This window comes from Paenibacillus sp. EC2-1, from assembly GCF_049311625.1.
Taxonomy (GTDB): Bacteria; Bacillota; Bacilli; order Paenibacillales; family Paenibacillaceae; genus Paenibacillus_AQ.
In genome coordinates this window covers 115443-131294 of record NZ_CP186007.1, presented here as the reverse complement: position 1 = coordinate 131294, position 15852 = coordinate 115443, and the positions used below count along the sequence as shown (strand labels likewise).

Annotated in this window: 22 protein-coding genes; all 22 read right to left on the bottom strand. The window is 43.3% G+C overall.

Annotated elements, in window-relative coordinates; genetic code table 11:
* A complete protein-coding gene (locus ACK8P5_RS26230; protein WP_422661622.1) occupies positions 1-3858 on the bottom strand; it encodes a PHP domain-containing protein in 3858 nt (1285 codons plus the stop codon).
* Positions 3794-4114 carry an HNH endonuclease gene (locus ACK8P5_RS26225; protein ID WP_422661821.1) on the bottom strand — a complete coding sequence of 107 codons (321 nt, stop codon included), beginning with the start codon at positions 4112-4114 and terminating at the stop codon, positions 3794-3796. Before ACK8P5_RS26225 ends, ACK8P5_RS26230 begins: the two co-directional genes overlap by 65 nt.
* A gap of 142 nt (positions 4115-4256) precedes the next feature.
* Positions 4257-4832: a hypothetical protein gene (locus ACK8P5_RS26220; RefSeq protein ID WP_422661621.1), complete on the bottom strand. Its 576-nt coding sequence runs from the start codon at positions 4830-4832 to the stop codon at positions 4257-4259.
* Positions 4816-5061 carry a hypothetical protein gene (locus tag ACK8P5_RS26215; RefSeq protein ID WP_422661620.1) on the bottom strand — a complete coding sequence of 82 codons (246 nt, stop codon included), beginning with the start codon at positions 5059-5061 and terminating at the stop codon, positions 4816-4818. Before ACK8P5_RS26215 ends, ACK8P5_RS26220 begins: the two co-directional genes overlap by 17 nt.
* Positions 5062-5202: 141 nt before the next feature.
* A complete protein-coding gene (locus tag ACK8P5_RS26210) occupies positions 5203-5784 on the bottom strand; it encodes a hypothetical protein (RefSeq protein ID WP_422661619.1) in 582 nt (193 codons plus the stop codon).
* Positions 5777-6100 (bottom strand): co-chaperone GroES, encoded by a 324-nt coding sequence (locus ACK8P5_RS26205; protein ID WP_422661618.1) that lies wholly within the window; start codon positions 6098-6100, stop codon positions 5777-5779. The genes ACK8P5_RS26210 and ACK8P5_RS26205 overlap by 8 nt, the downstream gene beginning before the upstream one ends.
* A gap of 17 nt (positions 6101-6117) precedes the next feature.
* The gene (locus tag ACK8P5_RS26200) at positions 6118-6645 is read right to left on the bottom strand and encodes a hypothetical protein (RefSeq protein WP_422661617.1); all 528 of its coding nucleotides are present in this window, start codon (positions 6643-6645) and stop codon (positions 6118-6120) included.
* A 147-nt stretch (positions 6646-6792) separates the two neighbouring features.
* Entirely contained in the window at positions 6793-7872 is a 1080-nt protein-coding gene (locus tag ACK8P5_RS26195; protein WP_422661616.1) for a hypothetical protein, read from the bottom strand.
* 169 nt (positions 7873-8041) lie between these two features.
* The gene (locus tag ACK8P5_RS26190) at positions 8042-8992 is read right to left on the bottom strand and encodes a DUF6744 family protein (protein ID WP_422661615.1); all 951 of its coding nucleotides are present in this window, start codon (positions 8990-8992) and stop codon (positions 8042-8044) included.
* A 52-nt stretch (positions 8993-9044) separates the two neighbouring features.
* Positions 9045-9257: a hypothetical protein gene (locus ACK8P5_RS26185; protein ID WP_422661614.1), complete on the bottom strand. Its 213-nt coding sequence runs from the start codon at positions 9255-9257 to the stop codon at positions 9045-9047.
* A gap of 188 nt (positions 9258-9445) precedes the next feature.
* A complete protein-coding gene (locus ACK8P5_RS26180) occupies positions 9446-9793 on the bottom strand; it encodes a hypothetical protein (protein ID WP_422661613.1) in 348 nt (115 codons plus the stop codon).
* A 17-nt stretch (positions 9794-9810) separates the two neighbouring features.
* On the bottom strand, positions 9811-10389 hold the full coding sequence (locus ACK8P5_RS26175) for a hypothetical protein (protein ID WP_422661612.1): 579 nt from the start codon (positions 10387-10389) through the stop codon (positions 9811-9813).
* A gap of 208 nt (positions 10390-10597) precedes the next feature.
* A complete protein-coding gene (locus tag ACK8P5_RS26170) occupies positions 10598-10906 on the bottom strand; it encodes a hypothetical protein (RefSeq protein ID WP_422661611.1) in 309 nt (102 codons plus the stop codon).
* 49 nt (positions 10907-10955) lie between these two features.
* Positions 10956-11903 (bottom strand): hypothetical protein, encoded by a 948-nt coding sequence (locus ACK8P5_RS26165; RefSeq protein WP_422661610.1) that lies wholly within the window; start codon positions 11901-11903, stop codon positions 10956-10958.
* Positions 11904-11965: 62 nt separating this feature from the next.
* Complete coding sequence (locus ACK8P5_RS26160) at positions 11966-12457, bottom strand: hypothetical protein (RefSeq protein ID WP_422661609.1); 492 nt, start codon at positions 12455-12457, stop codon at positions 11966-11968.
* Positions 12458-12459: 2 nt separating this feature from the next.
* Positions 12460-12891: a hypothetical protein gene (locus ACK8P5_RS26155; protein WP_422661608.1), complete on the bottom strand. Its 432-nt coding sequence runs from the start codon at positions 12889-12891 to the stop codon at positions 12460-12462.
* Between the two features lies 1 nt (position 12892).
* Complete coding sequence (locus ACK8P5_RS26150; RefSeq protein ID WP_422661607.1) at positions 12893-13387, bottom strand: WYL domain-containing protein; 495 nt, start codon at positions 13385-13387, stop codon at positions 12893-12895.
* Between the two features lie 2 nt (positions 13388-13389).
* On the bottom strand, positions 13390-13878 hold the full coding sequence (locus tag ACK8P5_RS26145) for a hypothetical protein (protein ID WP_422661606.1): 489 nt from the start codon (positions 13876-13878) through the stop codon (positions 13390-13392).
* Positions 13878-14396, bottom strand: coding sequence for a hypothetical protein (locus tag ACK8P5_RS26140; protein ID WP_422661605.1), 519 nt, complete (start codon positions 14394-14396; stop codon positions 13878-13880). Before ACK8P5_RS26140 ends, ACK8P5_RS26145 begins: the two co-directional genes overlap by 1 nt.
* Positions 14380-15111, bottom strand: coding sequence for a hypothetical protein (locus ACK8P5_RS26135; protein ID WP_422661604.1), 732 nt, complete (start codon positions 15109-15111; stop codon positions 14380-14382). Before ACK8P5_RS26135 ends, ACK8P5_RS26140 begins: the two co-directional genes overlap by 17 nt.
* A complete protein-coding gene (locus tag ACK8P5_RS26130; RefSeq protein ID WP_422661603.1) occupies positions 15108-15482 on the bottom strand; it encodes a hypothetical protein in 375 nt (124 codons plus the stop codon). The genes ACK8P5_RS26135 and ACK8P5_RS26130 overlap by 4 nt, the downstream gene beginning before the upstream one ends.
* Positions 15445-15816, bottom strand: a complete 372-nt coding sequence (locus ACK8P5_RS26125) for a hypothetical protein (RefSeq protein ID WP_422661602.1) — start codon at positions 15814-15816, stop codon at positions 15445-15447. The genes ACK8P5_RS26130 and ACK8P5_RS26125 overlap by 38 nt, the downstream gene beginning before the upstream one ends.
* Positions 15817-15852 lie beyond the last annotated feature (36 nt).

The following is a 15852-nucleotide window of genomic DNA, read 5'->3' as shown; positions in this document are numbered from 1 at the left end:
CTAGCCCGCCTTTCGCTTCTTCTTCGGTTTTTCGAATAAGTCCGCTACAGGATCGGCTTTAGGTTTCGGGCGATCCTCAACCGGCTTCTTTGGTTGCGTCTGCAGATCCTCTTCTTCGATCTTTCCTTCTTTAACACCAAGTTCTTTCTTGAGCTTTTTGGCTTGTTTGATTAGGACCTTATCGCAAATGAAGTTCTCGTTCTCCTCATTACGATAATCCTTTTCTTTATAGCCCCGGATAACGACGATATTATCTCGATACAGGTGGTGTTTGAAATCTTCGTACTGTTCTGGGAAGACCGTAACATCCATCGGTTCAAGTTGTGTCTCCATTGTAATGAAGGCCATTTTCTTGCCGCCTCTGGTCGTGATCGCCTTGATGCCAGCAATCCTACCCCCGACTTCATACATCTTCTTATCGCGTCTCGTCGACACGCTCATCTCAACCAATGACGTGAATGGTAGATCATCGTACGGAGATCCGGATACATAGATACCAATTAGCTCTCTCTCCATTTCGAGCGCTCGCTTATCAGTGAAGGACGCGGTGTCGTAACGGTAAGAGTGATTACTCTTCTTGGAGTCCTTATTTAGCTCCTCTTCGCTACCTACCCATTCTTTGTCTTTTCTGATATCGAAATTGTAATGGTTCAGAAGCTCATGTCTGTTCGGATTGAAACAATCGAAGCATCCAGCTCGGATCAGAATACGGTAGACACCGCGATTGACCTTACTCCCTTTAAAGGATGTGCGATCGACAAAGTCTTCAAACGATTTGAAAGGCCCATTTTCATCGCGCTCTTTTAGTATTGGTGTGATAACCCCTTCTCCTATACCTGCAATCGACTGCAGTCCGAAACGGACGCCGTCTGCCTCCGGATAAAAACCTGCGAGAGATTCGTTTATATTCGGCTGCAGAATTCGAATGCCTAATCTCTTAGCTTCTTTCAGATTATCAAGCGTCTTATTCTTAGAATCTGCACCCTCTGCTCTGATCGTCAGCAATGCCGTTAAGAATTGAACAGGATAATGTGTCTTAAGCCAAGCTGTCTGGAAGGTCTCATCCGCATAACATCCGGAGTGCGGTTTGTTGAAGGCATAGCCTGCAAATTTGGCCATCTGCTTAAAGAGCGACCTTGCGTATTTCTTTTTATAGCCCTTGTTGACTGCTCCTGGAACTTCGAAGACATCGCGAGCTGCTTTTGTTTCAGCTAGCTTCGAATTAATGTCGCCACGGGTTAGATCAAGATCTGTGCCATCAAACTCGGACTTAATACGTACAACTTCATTGCCGTCCTTATCCTTGAACTTCGGCATGTCGTCGTACTCTTTGGTCAACTTTTCATACTTCTCGATAACATACTGGTGACCATACATAAATTCATCGTACAGTTTCTTAACCTCGGATATCTTCTTCTTACCGATTACTCTTCGAAAGCTATCCGCGTGACCGAGGTTGTACCCTGCAACAATCTGCACAGCATGCATGACTTGTTCCTGGTACGTCATTTGGCCACGTGATACTCCAAACACCTTTCGTAGCGATGGGTGCACCTCTTTCAGGTACTCTTTAGCCTCTCGCTTGCCGTTAAGGACATATTGTTGAGCAATCGTATTTCCATTCTCTAGAACGGCGTCTAGTGGTCCTGGACGGAAGAGTGCGAGGATATCGATAACCTCTGCCTGATTCTTTGGAGCAACTTGACGAGTATACTGAGTAATCCCTTTAGAGTTGATCTGGAACAGACCATGAGTGAAACCTTTGGCTATGGTTTCAAATGTAGCAGGATCCTCTCTACCAATATCGTAAATATCGATTTTCTTACCAGTCGTCTCTCTGATTAAGTTAATAGTCATGGATATCACTCGAAGCGTAGCTGTTCGTAGCATATCCATCTTGAGCAATCCGACTTTTTCACAGTCCGGAAAATCCCACATCGTAATCGGAAGAACAGCTTTAGATTTCTCGGTCGGCATAATCGTCGGGCAATCTAAGCTGAGTGGACGATTCGATATGATGACGCCACCAGGATGGACTCCGGAAGTTTCTATACAACCCTCAATCTTGGGTAGACGCTCATTGAGCTCTGGATACTTTTCCATAAGCTTTCGAAACTTCTTAGACGCCTCAATAAACTTCGGAAGATCATTATCGTACCCCTCGTACTTATGTGGATTAACAGAGATATCCATCATCAAAGCATACGTACAGTCTGACTGATCTGGCATCTTACCTTGATCACCAGTTAATTCGAGTATCTCTTTTACCTCATCCGCAACAGCATAGCCGTAGGACAACACCTTCTTGGGATTATCCGGATCGCGTACCTCAATGGCTTTACAAATCTTATCCGTCGCTGAGCGAATCTTGAGTTTAGTGAACGTTAGGATTTGTGCCGTACGATCTCGACCATTCCTTTGTGCTATAAAGTCCAGCAATAGATCATGGTCGTCTCCTGGAAAGTCGACGTCAATATCGGGAGGTGAATCACGGTAGGGATTAAGGAAACGCTCAAACATAAACCCGTATTCAATTGGATCAAGCTTCGTGATACCAAGTAAGAATGAGATCATGGATCCGGCTGCAGATCCTCGACCCGGACCTACTAGAAACTCGGGGTAGTACTCATATTTAGCATTTGGCTTGTCTATAGATCCATCTTTGTTCTTTATCTCGATATCAAGCCATTCCCTGTTCTTTGGCAGTGCCACCCATTCCGCACGCTTTGAAGCCCACAGGATGATGTCCCAAAGGGATAGAAAGTATGATGGAAAGCCTTTGTCATTAACGACAAGCTGCTCGTATTCATGACGATAAATATACTCTTTCAAGTTGATCTTCTTTTTCTTAATGGCCATCTTCTCTGTGTATTTAATCAGACTTTCATTGATCAACTTACGGAGATATGAGGCCGGATTATATCCATTTTCACAGAACTGATATTCTGGCATTAATGGCTTTCCCAGTTCGAGCTTTACATCACACATATCTGCAATCTTCCACGTGTTCTCGATCGCTTCATGTGGGATGTTGTTTTCGTCAGCCCAGGCGTACACCTCGTCTGCAGATGCAAAATGATACGTGTTAGTACCGCTATAAGGGGCGCACTCGTAAATAGACTGCTTTCGGTCCATTGCAACAAGGGTATGATGCGCGGTAGCATCCTCTGCACGAATGTAGTGGACGTCTTTTGCATATACAAGCGGTATATCGAGCTCTTTTGAGATATTCATTAGCTCCATATTAACCATCTGTTGCTCTACAGATCCGTTGTCCTGGATCTCTAAATAGTAAGCGTAGAATATCTTCTGCCGGCGAAGGATTTCCGCTTTAGCGCCATCAATGTCGCCTGCCATAATCATTCGTGATGTAACGCTACCTAGGCAGCCGCTTGTGGCTATAATATTCTTTCCTAGCCCGTTAGACTCTATAAAGTCTAAGTCGGTACGCGGTATAGGTTTTGGGGCAAAATACACATATTTATTCGCGTCAGCGATCATCTGCTGCATATCTTCCCAACCCTGATTATTTACGGGCAGCATAGTGACGTGTGCGGCTTTATTCCAGTCTCGGCACGCCGCCTGTGCTAGCTCCGTACGATCCTTCGCTTCGTACATTTCGCAAGCCGGTATAAATTTAACGCCTTGTTTCTTGCACGCTTCGTACATCTGAATAACGCCTGATATATTTCCGTGGTCTGTTAAAACGATTGTATCTATTCCAAGCTCTACGGCACGTTTGGCCAACTCATCGGGTTTACACATAGCGTCGCCGATAGAGAAGATAGAGTGATTATGAATATGTACAATTCTTCGTTTGGTGACCTTTTTCTTCTTTGTCTTTTGTTTGTCCTTCAAAAGTGCATACCTCCCGATGTCTGATTCTGACATACAGAACAAAAGCGATTAAATCTCGCAAATACTCGTCAAACGTACGGGATCCCTTCTCTACATTACAATCTTTACAGCAGGTGCTTATATTTTTGGGAAGGACGACGCCACCCCTACATTCCGGTATAATGTGATCGATTGAGAGATTGGGATGACCCACATACATCTCTTCGGCACATATATAACATGTATAGTTTTGCTCCGCCCACTTTTGTTCCTTCATCTTCTGGAAGTCCCGTTTTTCAAATAGAACCTGAATCGTATTTGGGGTTACCCACCGGCTTTTCTTTCTTCTAACAGAAAAATCAGCTTTATCTTTCTCTATATACGCCACAAAGCTTCCATTCTTATTTAATACTCGGATATTACGAGACCCACTCTTCTCCTTCATCGAGTTCGACTTCTTCGTTGTCGTCGAAGAAGAATACCTCTTCGTTTGTGTCATCTGCCAAATCCTCCGTCTTTGTTGGGTTTTCTTTTTCGGCGATTTTGATGACCATCTTTGAGTTATGCAACATAGTTGGATTTCCCTTAAGAATTTCGTCTTCATATCGCTTAATGAGATCCAGCGTCGGCAGACGATGACCGTTCAATTCGTGGAGACGGAATCCGTAGGACAAAGTCGGATTAATTGAGCAGTCAACGATGTTTGCCAAATGATTCGCTGCAGGGATCTTCATCGTATCTAATACCCAATTATAATCTTCCTCGGTTACTCGGACAATCACGTAAGGATTGTTTTTCAACCGCAGCCAGTAGATGGAGGTCATAATGATTGGATTCTGGTCATGAATATCATTAACGTAGTGACAAATGCTTGTACCGTCGATATCACGGGCACTAATGCGCCACGATTTTTCGGTTAACGATGATGTCGCCATGATCTTTCGGCTGGCAATCTCGTCGGGAAGCTTATCACTTACTTTAGGTAATTCCGCCATCCCTGGTAACTTCTTCGCGGCTTCTGGCTTCTTCGCCTTCTTTTTCTTTTTCACCTTTGAATCGCCGGATGGTTTTTTCTCTACGTTCTCGATAGGACTGGATGTTTTCTTTTCCTTCTTGCTCATATTCGAACCTCCTCTGTCTTAATGCACTGCGAATATCCTTCTGCGATATTTCAAGCAGGACGATTTCCAACAACTGCATTAGAACTTTTTGCCACATTTGCATCATCCTCAGTTTATACATTGTCACAAAAGACACACCCTGACGATGAACGTCTTTTAGTTTACCATCAACCCCGTATTAGCGCCAGTAAATAAAGTAAAAACCCGTGAATTTTCACGGGTTTGACTAAAAATGGTTTTATAATCAATTCTCCCTCGGTAGGGGTCCATAGTAAGCAATGACGAGATCCAAGATTTCTGGGGATGTCGTTTGTTTAGCAATGGCGATAGACTTCGCTTTTTTACTATCATCACTTAATACGGAGCTTTCGTGGATGCGCTGTAATTCAATCGCATCATCCTCTTCATCTTCGGCGACAGCCGCATCAAGAGATATAGAATTGGCCATCTGATGTACCCTGTTAACAAACTCATCGTAAGACTCAGGCGGATCTAAGCGTGCGTGGCCAAAAATAAATAACAGCTCTTCCTCACTATGATTCGTAGTCAGATAAGTCATACCGTCAATTTGATCGTTTGCATCTGGATTTCCATCAGTACTCCAAAATCCGCCTTGACGCCAGACAAGTGCTCCATAGTTTTCATCCTTATGGATTGGAGTAGCTGTAATCTTTAAGCCAAGAGCTGGCCAATGATACTCGATCCCTATTCGCCAATCGATATTGACGATGTTAGGTTTCTCGCCGTAACGAGCGATATCCTCTGCCGTTGTAATGATTCGGCCATCAGCATTAATAGCTAGATCGAGAATTCTTCTTTTATTCAACACTACCCACCACCGCGATGATATCGCGCTCGTTAATGATGAGGATCTGTTCACCGTTGTATTCGACTGGTACACCAGCTAAACGGGAATATACAACGCGATCACCGGCCTTTGTATCCATTGGCATTTGTGACCCGTTCTCGAGTCTAGCTCCTGGGCCCGTTACGACCACAGTCCCCTCAAATTTTGGCTCCTGAGATCCGGTAAGGATGATGCCGGAATTAGTGGATTCTTCTGTAGCATCTGGTCGAATCCCAAGACGTGCGCCCATTGGCTGCAAGCCTTCAAAACCTTCTAGAAAAGTACGTTCTGCCATCTAATGACCCTCCAAGATTAGTTTATTTGTTTTAAGTAGCGATTCAGCATATCTTCATAGACGCTATCTGCATTCCCGTTATTGACGTGATTCAGGGTGTCGTAGATGGCGTCATATCCTGCCTCCGATGACTTATTACCTGTAGCAATGATCAGGAATAACTTAAACATCTTGTGCTTACTCTCTGGCGTCAGTCGGTCAGCATCTGGGTGTGTGATCCCTTTTGCTTTGTAGGTTAACTCAATTAAGCGGTTGCCTTTGCGCTCCATGGCTACTTTCATCGCCATATCATTGATGAGGCGTTCAAAGTCTCCCGGACTGAGTTCTTTTTCGAAGGCAACTTTATCGTTTTCTATGCCTAGTCGGTCAACGCTCATACCTAGGTATTCTACTCTAGCCGAGATATTTCCATTTTCCTTCTTAATGCCATAGAAGTGCATAATGTCGTGCTGATCATTGATTGGCATATACGTGGCTGCTACAAACTGTAGTCTTTCTCCGGCATTGTCATTAATGACAGCCTCGATCTGATCTCGAAACAACATAAGAAGTCCTCCAGAATAATTATTTGGTCGCCCCGAGAACCTCGGGGCTAACCATATATATAAAGCCGGTTAATCGGCGTAATTGTTTCTATTTTTCTACGAATAATGGAAGGTCGAGATGATCTCGACCTTCCATATTATACATCACTACTTGTCTTCACCAAAGATGTGCTTCTTGATTATCTTTTTGACGGTCTGGACATTCAACTTCTGACCTTTAGGAATCTTTACGCCATATTGCTTGATGATAGCTTGAAGCTCATTTTTATCATTAAGATTATCGAGATACTCAGGAGTCAGCTCATCGTCTTCTTCCTCATCATCTTCATCTTCTGAATCCTCGTCCTCATCGTCTTCTTCTTCGTCCTCGTCGGAGTCTTCGTCCTCATCATCTTCGGAGTCATCTTCCTCTTCCTCATCTTCTTCGGAATCATCGTCTTCCTCTTCGTCTTCTTCTGAATCCTCGTCCTCATCAGAGTCGTCTTCATCCTCGTCTTCCTCATCGGAATCGTCCTCATCTTCGTCCTCTTCTGAATCCTCGTCTTCATCTTCCTCCGAGTCCTCATCTTCGTCCTCGTCCTCGTCCTCGTCATCTTCTTCCTCATCGTCCTCTTCCTCATCCGTTTCAGGATCAGGGGTTTGGGATGAATCGTTATCGACGATGTCGTCCTCTTCATCTTCCTCTTCGGATTCCGCACCAAGACCTGCATACAATGCGTAAGCTTCAATCATTTCATGCTTCTTAGAGCGGCTTGTAATGCCTGGAAGCTCGTCCACAATAGCCTGGATTACGTTCTTCCAAAGATCTTTTGCGCCCATGGCTTCAAGTTGTTCAATCGTATATTCAGCTTTAGCTGCACTAACTGGAGCTTGTGCTACTTTATCAGCTTTCGTGGATTTAGTTTCTTCTTTTACAGCCGGAGCGTCTGTTCCAAGTTTACCTGCAGCAAGGTTCTTCAAGTGCTCCGCCAACAGGATAAGCTCTTCTTTATCCATCTCTGCAGGATTCTTTGCAAGAAGTGCTGCGTAATCTACAGAAGGAACAAGATCGCTAACTTTAATCTCGCCAGATTCATCAGATACAAAGTTGCCGAAAACTGGACCAATCGTCTTTCCTTTTTTAACAGCATAGATCTTTCCCTCGATCGAGTGAATCTCTACATCGGAATATGAGGTTACAACATCAGCAGAAAAAGTGGTTACACCGGATTTTGATTTCAATAACATAATAATTTTTCCTCCCTGGGGTAAGTTATCTATTTTTTAATATTAAAACCTTTTGCATAAGCATCCATATACTCGACGCTTCCTTCTTCGCCGCGAGAATTGCGAACAAAGAAACGGGACAGCCATCGGAATATCCTCAAGACTGTCACCTCCCTCATCTAAGAACCAATTAAACTCTTGTCGTTTTGATCTTGCTGAGCGCATCCGACAGCTGGTTCTGAATAGTACCCATTTTTCTATGGATAAGATCTTCGTACTCTTCAAGTTTGATCTGCAGGTCCGTTACCTTCGTCGCATACGACTTCACCAGACGCGGTGTCAACGAGGCCTCACCAAGAAGATCTGAGAAATCTGCAAGGAGCTCATTCGCGTCATTAGAAATTTCAGCCTCAATACGTTTTTGGACCATCTCACGCTGTTCAACCGTGTCAATGATGGGAATGATCTCGATGACCGACTCCCCATTGTTTAAATGAAAACTCTTAAGGTCTTCAAACAGTCCGATTAATGAGTCGAGCGCAAAACGCTGTGTCTTTGGAATGAACGTAGCTTTACCATTAGGCATGATAGCTACATGGTTCATCGCGCTGATGATGCGTCGTACGATATTATTGATCGTATCACGAGTATGATACTCCGTCCACTCAATAAATAGCGTCTTGATCTGCTTGACGTGCTGATCGTATGGATACTCGTCGAGGTACGATGCATCCCAACTAATATCCATTGTATCCGATTTTCGGTTCAAAATAAATTTCCCGACAGGGTTGTACGCTAATTGTTCATTTTTACTGTCGACGATTTCACGCACCAAATGACGGATAACAATGTTCTGATCGGATCTGACCTCTCGAACCAACAACCTGGCTTTCTTTTTCTCGCCTAAATAGTCGATATCGATCGTAGACTCTGCTTTCTTTGTCGCCCTACGATAAGCGTCGTGCGGCTTGATTTTACCCGGCAGAAACTTCTTCGTATTCATATTGTTATTAACGAATAAAGTTTCCAGCTCATCCTTGTGTATTCTCAATTCTGACACTGTATGGAATTCCAAGAATCCCAATAGCTCCTCGGACTTAACATCCGCAAGACTTCTCGCCACTGCCACCGTGCTTGTCATCTTAAATAACCTCCTTAAAATTTCAGCGCAGGGGACGTCAGTCCCTCATATTTTATCGCTCAACTCTCTCACCGTTATAAAAACGGAAATGCTCATCTGCATACTGCTCTTCTTTTCCTAAATCGTTAAGAATCGTTAAGAAAGACCAATTGACGTAGAGTACTAAATAAACTCGGTCCTCTGTTAAATCGAATTCACTAGTTTCCGCTACAACAAGATCATGCTGATCAACATTTTGTCGAAAACAATTGCCTTGCTTCTTCATGCTATTTGCACCTCGTTCGCTCTTGGTCGTAACCGACTGACCATCTCTTTTCTTTTGACACTTGTTGCAGACCCAAGTAAGACTATTCGGGCAACCGCAGTCTAGACATCGACATTCCCCACCCTCACAACAGTCTTTAACTTCCGAACAATGGTGAGATTGACACATTTGACACAACCCTTTCTAATTTACGGTAATAATTCATAAGAATCAAGATGTTCTTCGATAATCCTCCTCTGTTTATCCGTAGCTCGGTCTATACTATTATTCAACCACTCCAATTGGTCTGGTGTAGGCTCTTCAAACATAAACACATGGCACATTCCAGTACCCATTGGTCCGGTCCACGGATCGCATCCGAATTTGATAAATAATTTATTATAATCACCGTCGTATAAATTAACATCATATTCTTTGATTAGTTTCTTGGCTAAAGCTGAATGCTCTAGGTAACTGCACGGATAGAACACCCCATCCGGGGCGAGAAAGCCGGATAGACCGTACTCTCCCTTAGCCCGCGATTGTTCTTTAGGCATGAAAGTCCTCCTTGTTCTTAGTGCGCCAATTCCTCGTCGGCTTGAGGTACTCGGTTTGGAAGATTACGCACTTCACTGTGACTCATGATCAACAATCTCAGTTTTTTCTCGGCCTTGCCGATCTCCGTATCCTCTAGGAATATAAAATCATAATTACCGTTGAGTATACCCTCATCATCTTCGAGAATTAGGCGAGGATTATTAGAAGCAACACTATCATGCAGTTCGGCTAGGACCCTCGGAGGAGTTCCGTTTATAACCTTCACAGTAATACAATATGCGCCACCTTCGAATTTCTCGATGAAGGAATATGGTGTGCCATCAATATCGTACTTAGGCGATGGAATATCTGTTGACATAAGGCTGGCGACCGCATCGTTATCTGCATCACTAATAACGATGAGTCTAACCTCGTCCCAGTCTTCATCGCAGATCACATTGTGGAAGAACCATTCAGGTACAGCGTAACTATCCGAATAAGAGGCTGTACAGGTAAGGCATATCAGCACGCCAGGATTTCTTGTATCCGCCTGCAGACTCAGTCCTCCACACTCTACGCAAACGCGATCCGTAATAATATACTTCTCTTTTTTCATTACACTATCTCCTCCAATCAAAGGCCGTAGATTTCAGTAAAAAACTTGTGACACTGTATGGCCGTGCCTGTAACCACGATAGACCCGTGGTTGCCGATTTCAAACTTATTTCTCCCGATCCTCCTAATAATGAAATCGGCGATCGCAAGTTCATCTTCGATCCCGGAGATCTCGTCTGCAGATAAAGCGCGCATATCTGAACCACCTTTTATTTTGTATTTGATTCGTCCACGAGATAATAATCGCTTCTCTCGTTCATCAAATCTAATGGTTTTATAACTTTAAAATAATGTAGGTCGCTAATATGCTTGTATTCTATATTTTCGTAACTTCCAAAAAGCTCTACGCTACCGGAATGTTTATACTTACACACAACACGATGCACGCTATTCCCTGGAAAGAAAGAGACTTCAACAACGTACCAGGTGAGTGTCTTGAGGTTAAATCTTTTTTCCAACTCCTCACCAGACAGTCTTTCATAACTCGGTTTCTTTTTTACCTTTTTTATCTTGTCCATCTTTCTCCCATCCCTCCTATGCTATCCTATATTTTCGTTCCGGAATGTCTTAAATCCTTTTAATATGCGTATCCGGAATGCACGTCTTATATATCGGACTTAGATCGTCGAGACTCATTTGAAGATATTCTAGCTTAATGCCGTCCGGATCAATAAGACCTAATTGATTAAAGCCCGTCTTCAATGGATCGTAATGAAAGTCTCCGGCTAACGGTTTATACTTGTTCACCTTCATACAATTCTTAAACCAATGAATCTGGTCGCGCCCCTTCTTTTTACCAATAGAAGTATGCATATCATTGAAGTAGCTAGGTACGCCTTGTACTCTAACATCCTCATTAATCAGAACATCTGTAGTATGCGGTGACGGAGCATGGTGAACATGACTAATCTGCTTATGACATATCTGAGCAGCTAAGAATATCCAAGTCCCAAGCCCCCTGCATTGTTTTGAATTTGAATTCAACCTTAAAGCTTCCGCTGCAATTTTCAGGATATCGTAAGCTGCAGGTTCTGCAAAGGACTCTATAACCTCAGCACATTGTCTGACATTACCGAATTCGGAAAGGAAATAAGCCAGCCAGTCTTGGAGATCCTCGAGCTGTGCCAGAGGTTTTACTGGATAATCTTTCGTCATGGGGTTGAACTTGTGCCAAATCCACGCTAGATCCGTCCATTTATTCTTCTCAGAAGTAGACAGCAACCAAATAGCCTTCTTTACATCGTCCAAGGTCCCACCGGTCGAAGGATCGCCAATCCGCTTACAGTGAAACATTACTGGTCTGTAGATTGGTAGATTAGCGAGCCCTATTTCTTCCGGGAGACACTGTCTTAATCGTTTCGCTATATAGGTTCTATAACGTGGCCAGAACATTTGCGCTACTCGATATGCGCGGTCGTGGTCCCCAGTCCGTATGAACTTCTGCAAATAGCTTGAAAGCAGAAGCCCATCCTGGCCATTATCAAGACGAAATTCGAATTTATAGTCTCTAGCCATATGGGCCTCCTGTTTTTAATCTGCAATACTCCACCAACCATTTATCTCTTTTTCCTCAGTACTTAAACTTCGTAAAAATCAGCTTTTATTGCTTCGTTGTACTCTAATCTTTCCATCCCTTCTACCTTGACGACCGTATCTCTTCGCCACAAATTTCCCTGGTCATCGACAAAGTACAGTAGGTAGTTAGCCATTGGATTGTTAATCATATCGTACATCTTACCTGGCTGCAGTTCATTGATTTTTAAGAGTTTCATTATTGAGTCTTGCTTACGGCAGCCGATACATAAACAGTGTTCTTTAGCAATTTGATCATATGGGTGGTTTGATTTAAAGGTTACCGCTACGTCATACGTTAAGTCATTTATGCCTATTTTTATACGCTCTGTCCCGCAGCCGTCCCAACTGTTATACAAGTCGGTCCGGCTTAAGATACAAGGGTGCGGAGCGTATATTTCACTTGTTTTATGGCCCGCTATCCAAGCAATACCCGTTTTATTATCCATGTAAAGCTTAACGTCTTCATCAATTTGTTTTACAAGTTTTGTGGCCAATTCTACACCTCCGCGGCAGTGCTGCTCCAGCTTCCTTTATCGCCATTATTTTTAATCAAGTTATAGTTTGGTATATAGGTAGGAAAGAACAATCTAATGTGCATTACTGCCAAGTGATGGTCTGCAGGCGCTTTATTAGATCGATCAATCAAACAACATGATACATCCCGATTGACGCCGTCTGGGCTATAACAATTCCGGAAATAGTTATAGCAAGTATGCTCCCATTCCTCGGTGAACGTACCTTCATGCATCAATAAGAGTAATCTGACCTGATCCTTGAACTCATCCGGAATCCGATCATCATTTAATGCGGAAGTTAATGCCATACGACTTCCATATCCGTCGCTCACACTAAAATTATGCTCTGCATGTCCTGGTGGATTTAACATCCCGCCCAATCCGGATCTTACGACTTTATATGTTCTCATCACATCAGGACACTGATGCCAGGAACGCATATTTCTTCGCGTCAGTTGGCACGATCTCTACAATTTCATCACGTTCGAAATCTTGAGTTGTTGTCGCAATCCGCTGGATGTTAGCCGGCTTAAAATGACGCCAGCTGCCTGCTTCATGACACCAGCTCACAATCATCCCGTTTTTGATCGAAAATGGCTCTATCGTACGCTGAGACTGTTTACCGTCTTTGCCAACGTAGTCAATTATGAGCTTCTTACGATTGACAGCTGCCGTTACGATATAAGCCATGATCAGTTCTTTATCCTCGGTATACATTTCGATATCCGATTCAGCTTCTTCCACGGACTTACCAGGCTGAACATAAGACTTTTCAATATTGGCTTTACGAATAACGTTATATACGTTCTTGATCGCGTGATTTTCCTCCTGCTGATACATGCCGTTAATCATCTTCTGCAGTTTCGCCATCAGTTTATATTCTTCTTTGTTATCAGCTATAATTCTCATGCTTAATCATTCACCTCTTCATCTATTTCGGACTCAAGCCACTCTCTTTCATATGCATACATTCGGAACGGGCCGTCAAAGAAGTCGTACAAGGATATTGGCTTCCACTTCGAGCTACGTCGGCCTTCCTTACTTTCTTCGTCCACGTATTTGTGATACTGAGTAATAAACTCAACAAGTATGTGATGACTTAGATTGTCCCAGTTCTCAGGCCAATCGAACGGTCGAAGATCACCGGCTTGCTCGGAGTCAGCTATAAATTGATTAAGCTCCCCCTCGTCAATAGCTCGCATGATGATAAAATCGTGTCGCTCAGTTGCGATATTTGAAGGAGTTGTTAAGTCTCGCACGTCAAATGCTTCCGACCCATCGTCGTTCAATGAATACCAGAGGTAACTACGATCGTTTATATTGTCGTTTTTATAAGTGTGGTAAACATTTATACCACGATATGTTAATAGAATTTCTGGATCCAACCATGTAAATGGCATTAAAATTTCACTCCTTCTTTGGGCCCTTCGGCCTTAAGAGAATTATGATGATGCTTTATTTTTTCAATGTTTGTTTCTTGATCCGCGAGTAAGATTGGCGAACTGCCTCTTTCAACGCTTAAGCTACTGATCATCGTGGCGAGCAACCTTACATTATCCTCATTTGTTTTCATGTAATGAATCATGGAGTTTGTTATCTGCGTCACGTGATGAAACAACATGCGAAACAGTTCCGTTCTAGTCAAACCCGTATTGTTGGGGTCGCCGTCCTGTTGAACGTTGTAAATATGAGAGAATTGTTCGATGAGAGAGATGGGGTCTATCGTTTGAATCGGACTACCGGATATCAGGAATTGATAATTCTCAGTGAACCCACCTTCTGTTAAAGTTCGGCCAAGTTCTTCAACTGCGTCGTCGTCCGCATCGAGTATTGAGACCATCACAAGCTTCTTAGCTTGGTCTTCTGAGATTGCGATAGTCTCAATTTTTTGAGTAAATGGGTTATGCTGCTTCTTCATCTTCGTCACCCTCATCTTCAATTAATCTAGCATTAATCTCTTCGATCTGAGTCTCCCAACACTCTTCTTGCTTTATCCAGTTTTGCAAACCTGCTTGAGCTACCTTAATATCCGCCTCGATATACTGAATCCACATGGCTAGGTCGATTATCTTATCCTCGGCATATTCGAGATCCTTTAAGTGCCCCTCGTCTCTATAAGTCGGAATGTCTTCATCGATAATTTCAACGAAGTTGTAGTCACACTTGATAATCAGCCACCCCCCGGATCTTCCAGCCTGACGCCAATCCTCAAACCATGGGACGAGCTTACTAAGACCACCTTCGTAGTCCTCCCCGATGTAACCCTTTAGTTCATTCTCGATAATCTCATCATACGCATCCCAATATTTTTGATCCCATTCGTAGCCTGAACGTAGCCAGTGTTTTTCGATAATTTCTGGTGCGTCAAAATGATTAAAGCGTATATTAAATTGGAGATCTCTCCCGTTACGACAGTGGTGCCCCATATGGGCCTGAATTATCTTAATCGCTTCTTCCACCGTGAGAAGCTTTGCTGGCTTTAAAATGCTTATAGGAACGGATGTATGACTCTGTGGGAATGCCACTTCGATACCGCTATTCACTTCACGTATATATCCAACCGATCCTGCAGGCATTACATGATCGCCAAAATAGTTAAATGGCTGCGCTAGTTCGACCCACTGCTTTGTCATCGTTTGTCAGCCTCGAATTTCGTGAAGCTATCATTCAACATGCGAACTTGTTGCAGGATATGTTCAACAATACGCGAGCCTTCTTCGATTAGCTTTCTCTGCATGACATCTTCATCCTTCGTAAAGCAAACGAGTTTACGACGGACATGATATATCGTGTCATTTTGATGCTGATACAGGGTATCGAAACCAATCTCGCCAATCTTGGCTTTAAGGAACCTGGTGAGTCCAAGCATTGTGGGCGTATCGCTCACATATGTCTTCGGTCTTTCGTGGGCGTTAACCCTACTAATCGTCATCTTCGTCTCCAGCGGAGTGATATCTAATACGATCTCAGACAGCTCTACCAGAGACTTTGCGGATAGGTTCATACTCATAGTCCTCCCTAATCGAAATATGCTGTAAGGCCAGCCTGGTTTGATCATAAATTTGCTGAAAATAACTTGTAGCGAAATTACGAAGTTCACACACGGTGTCGTCAATGGCGTCAGGATTGTCGGCCCATGCATATATATTTATACTCTCTGTACTACTAGCGACAGGAGTAATTGCCCCTATTTCTTTTCCAGCGATTTTCTTTCTCTCGCAGAAATAGTTCAAGCCTGAATATTTTGCTTCTTTTTCTTGAACAACGACCCTACATTCATCTGTGCTGGCCTCGATTGTGATCAAGTACAATAGTGCGTCTGTTAGTGGTTTAGGCATATCTGTCCCCCTGCAGAAATTATTAAACGATAAACC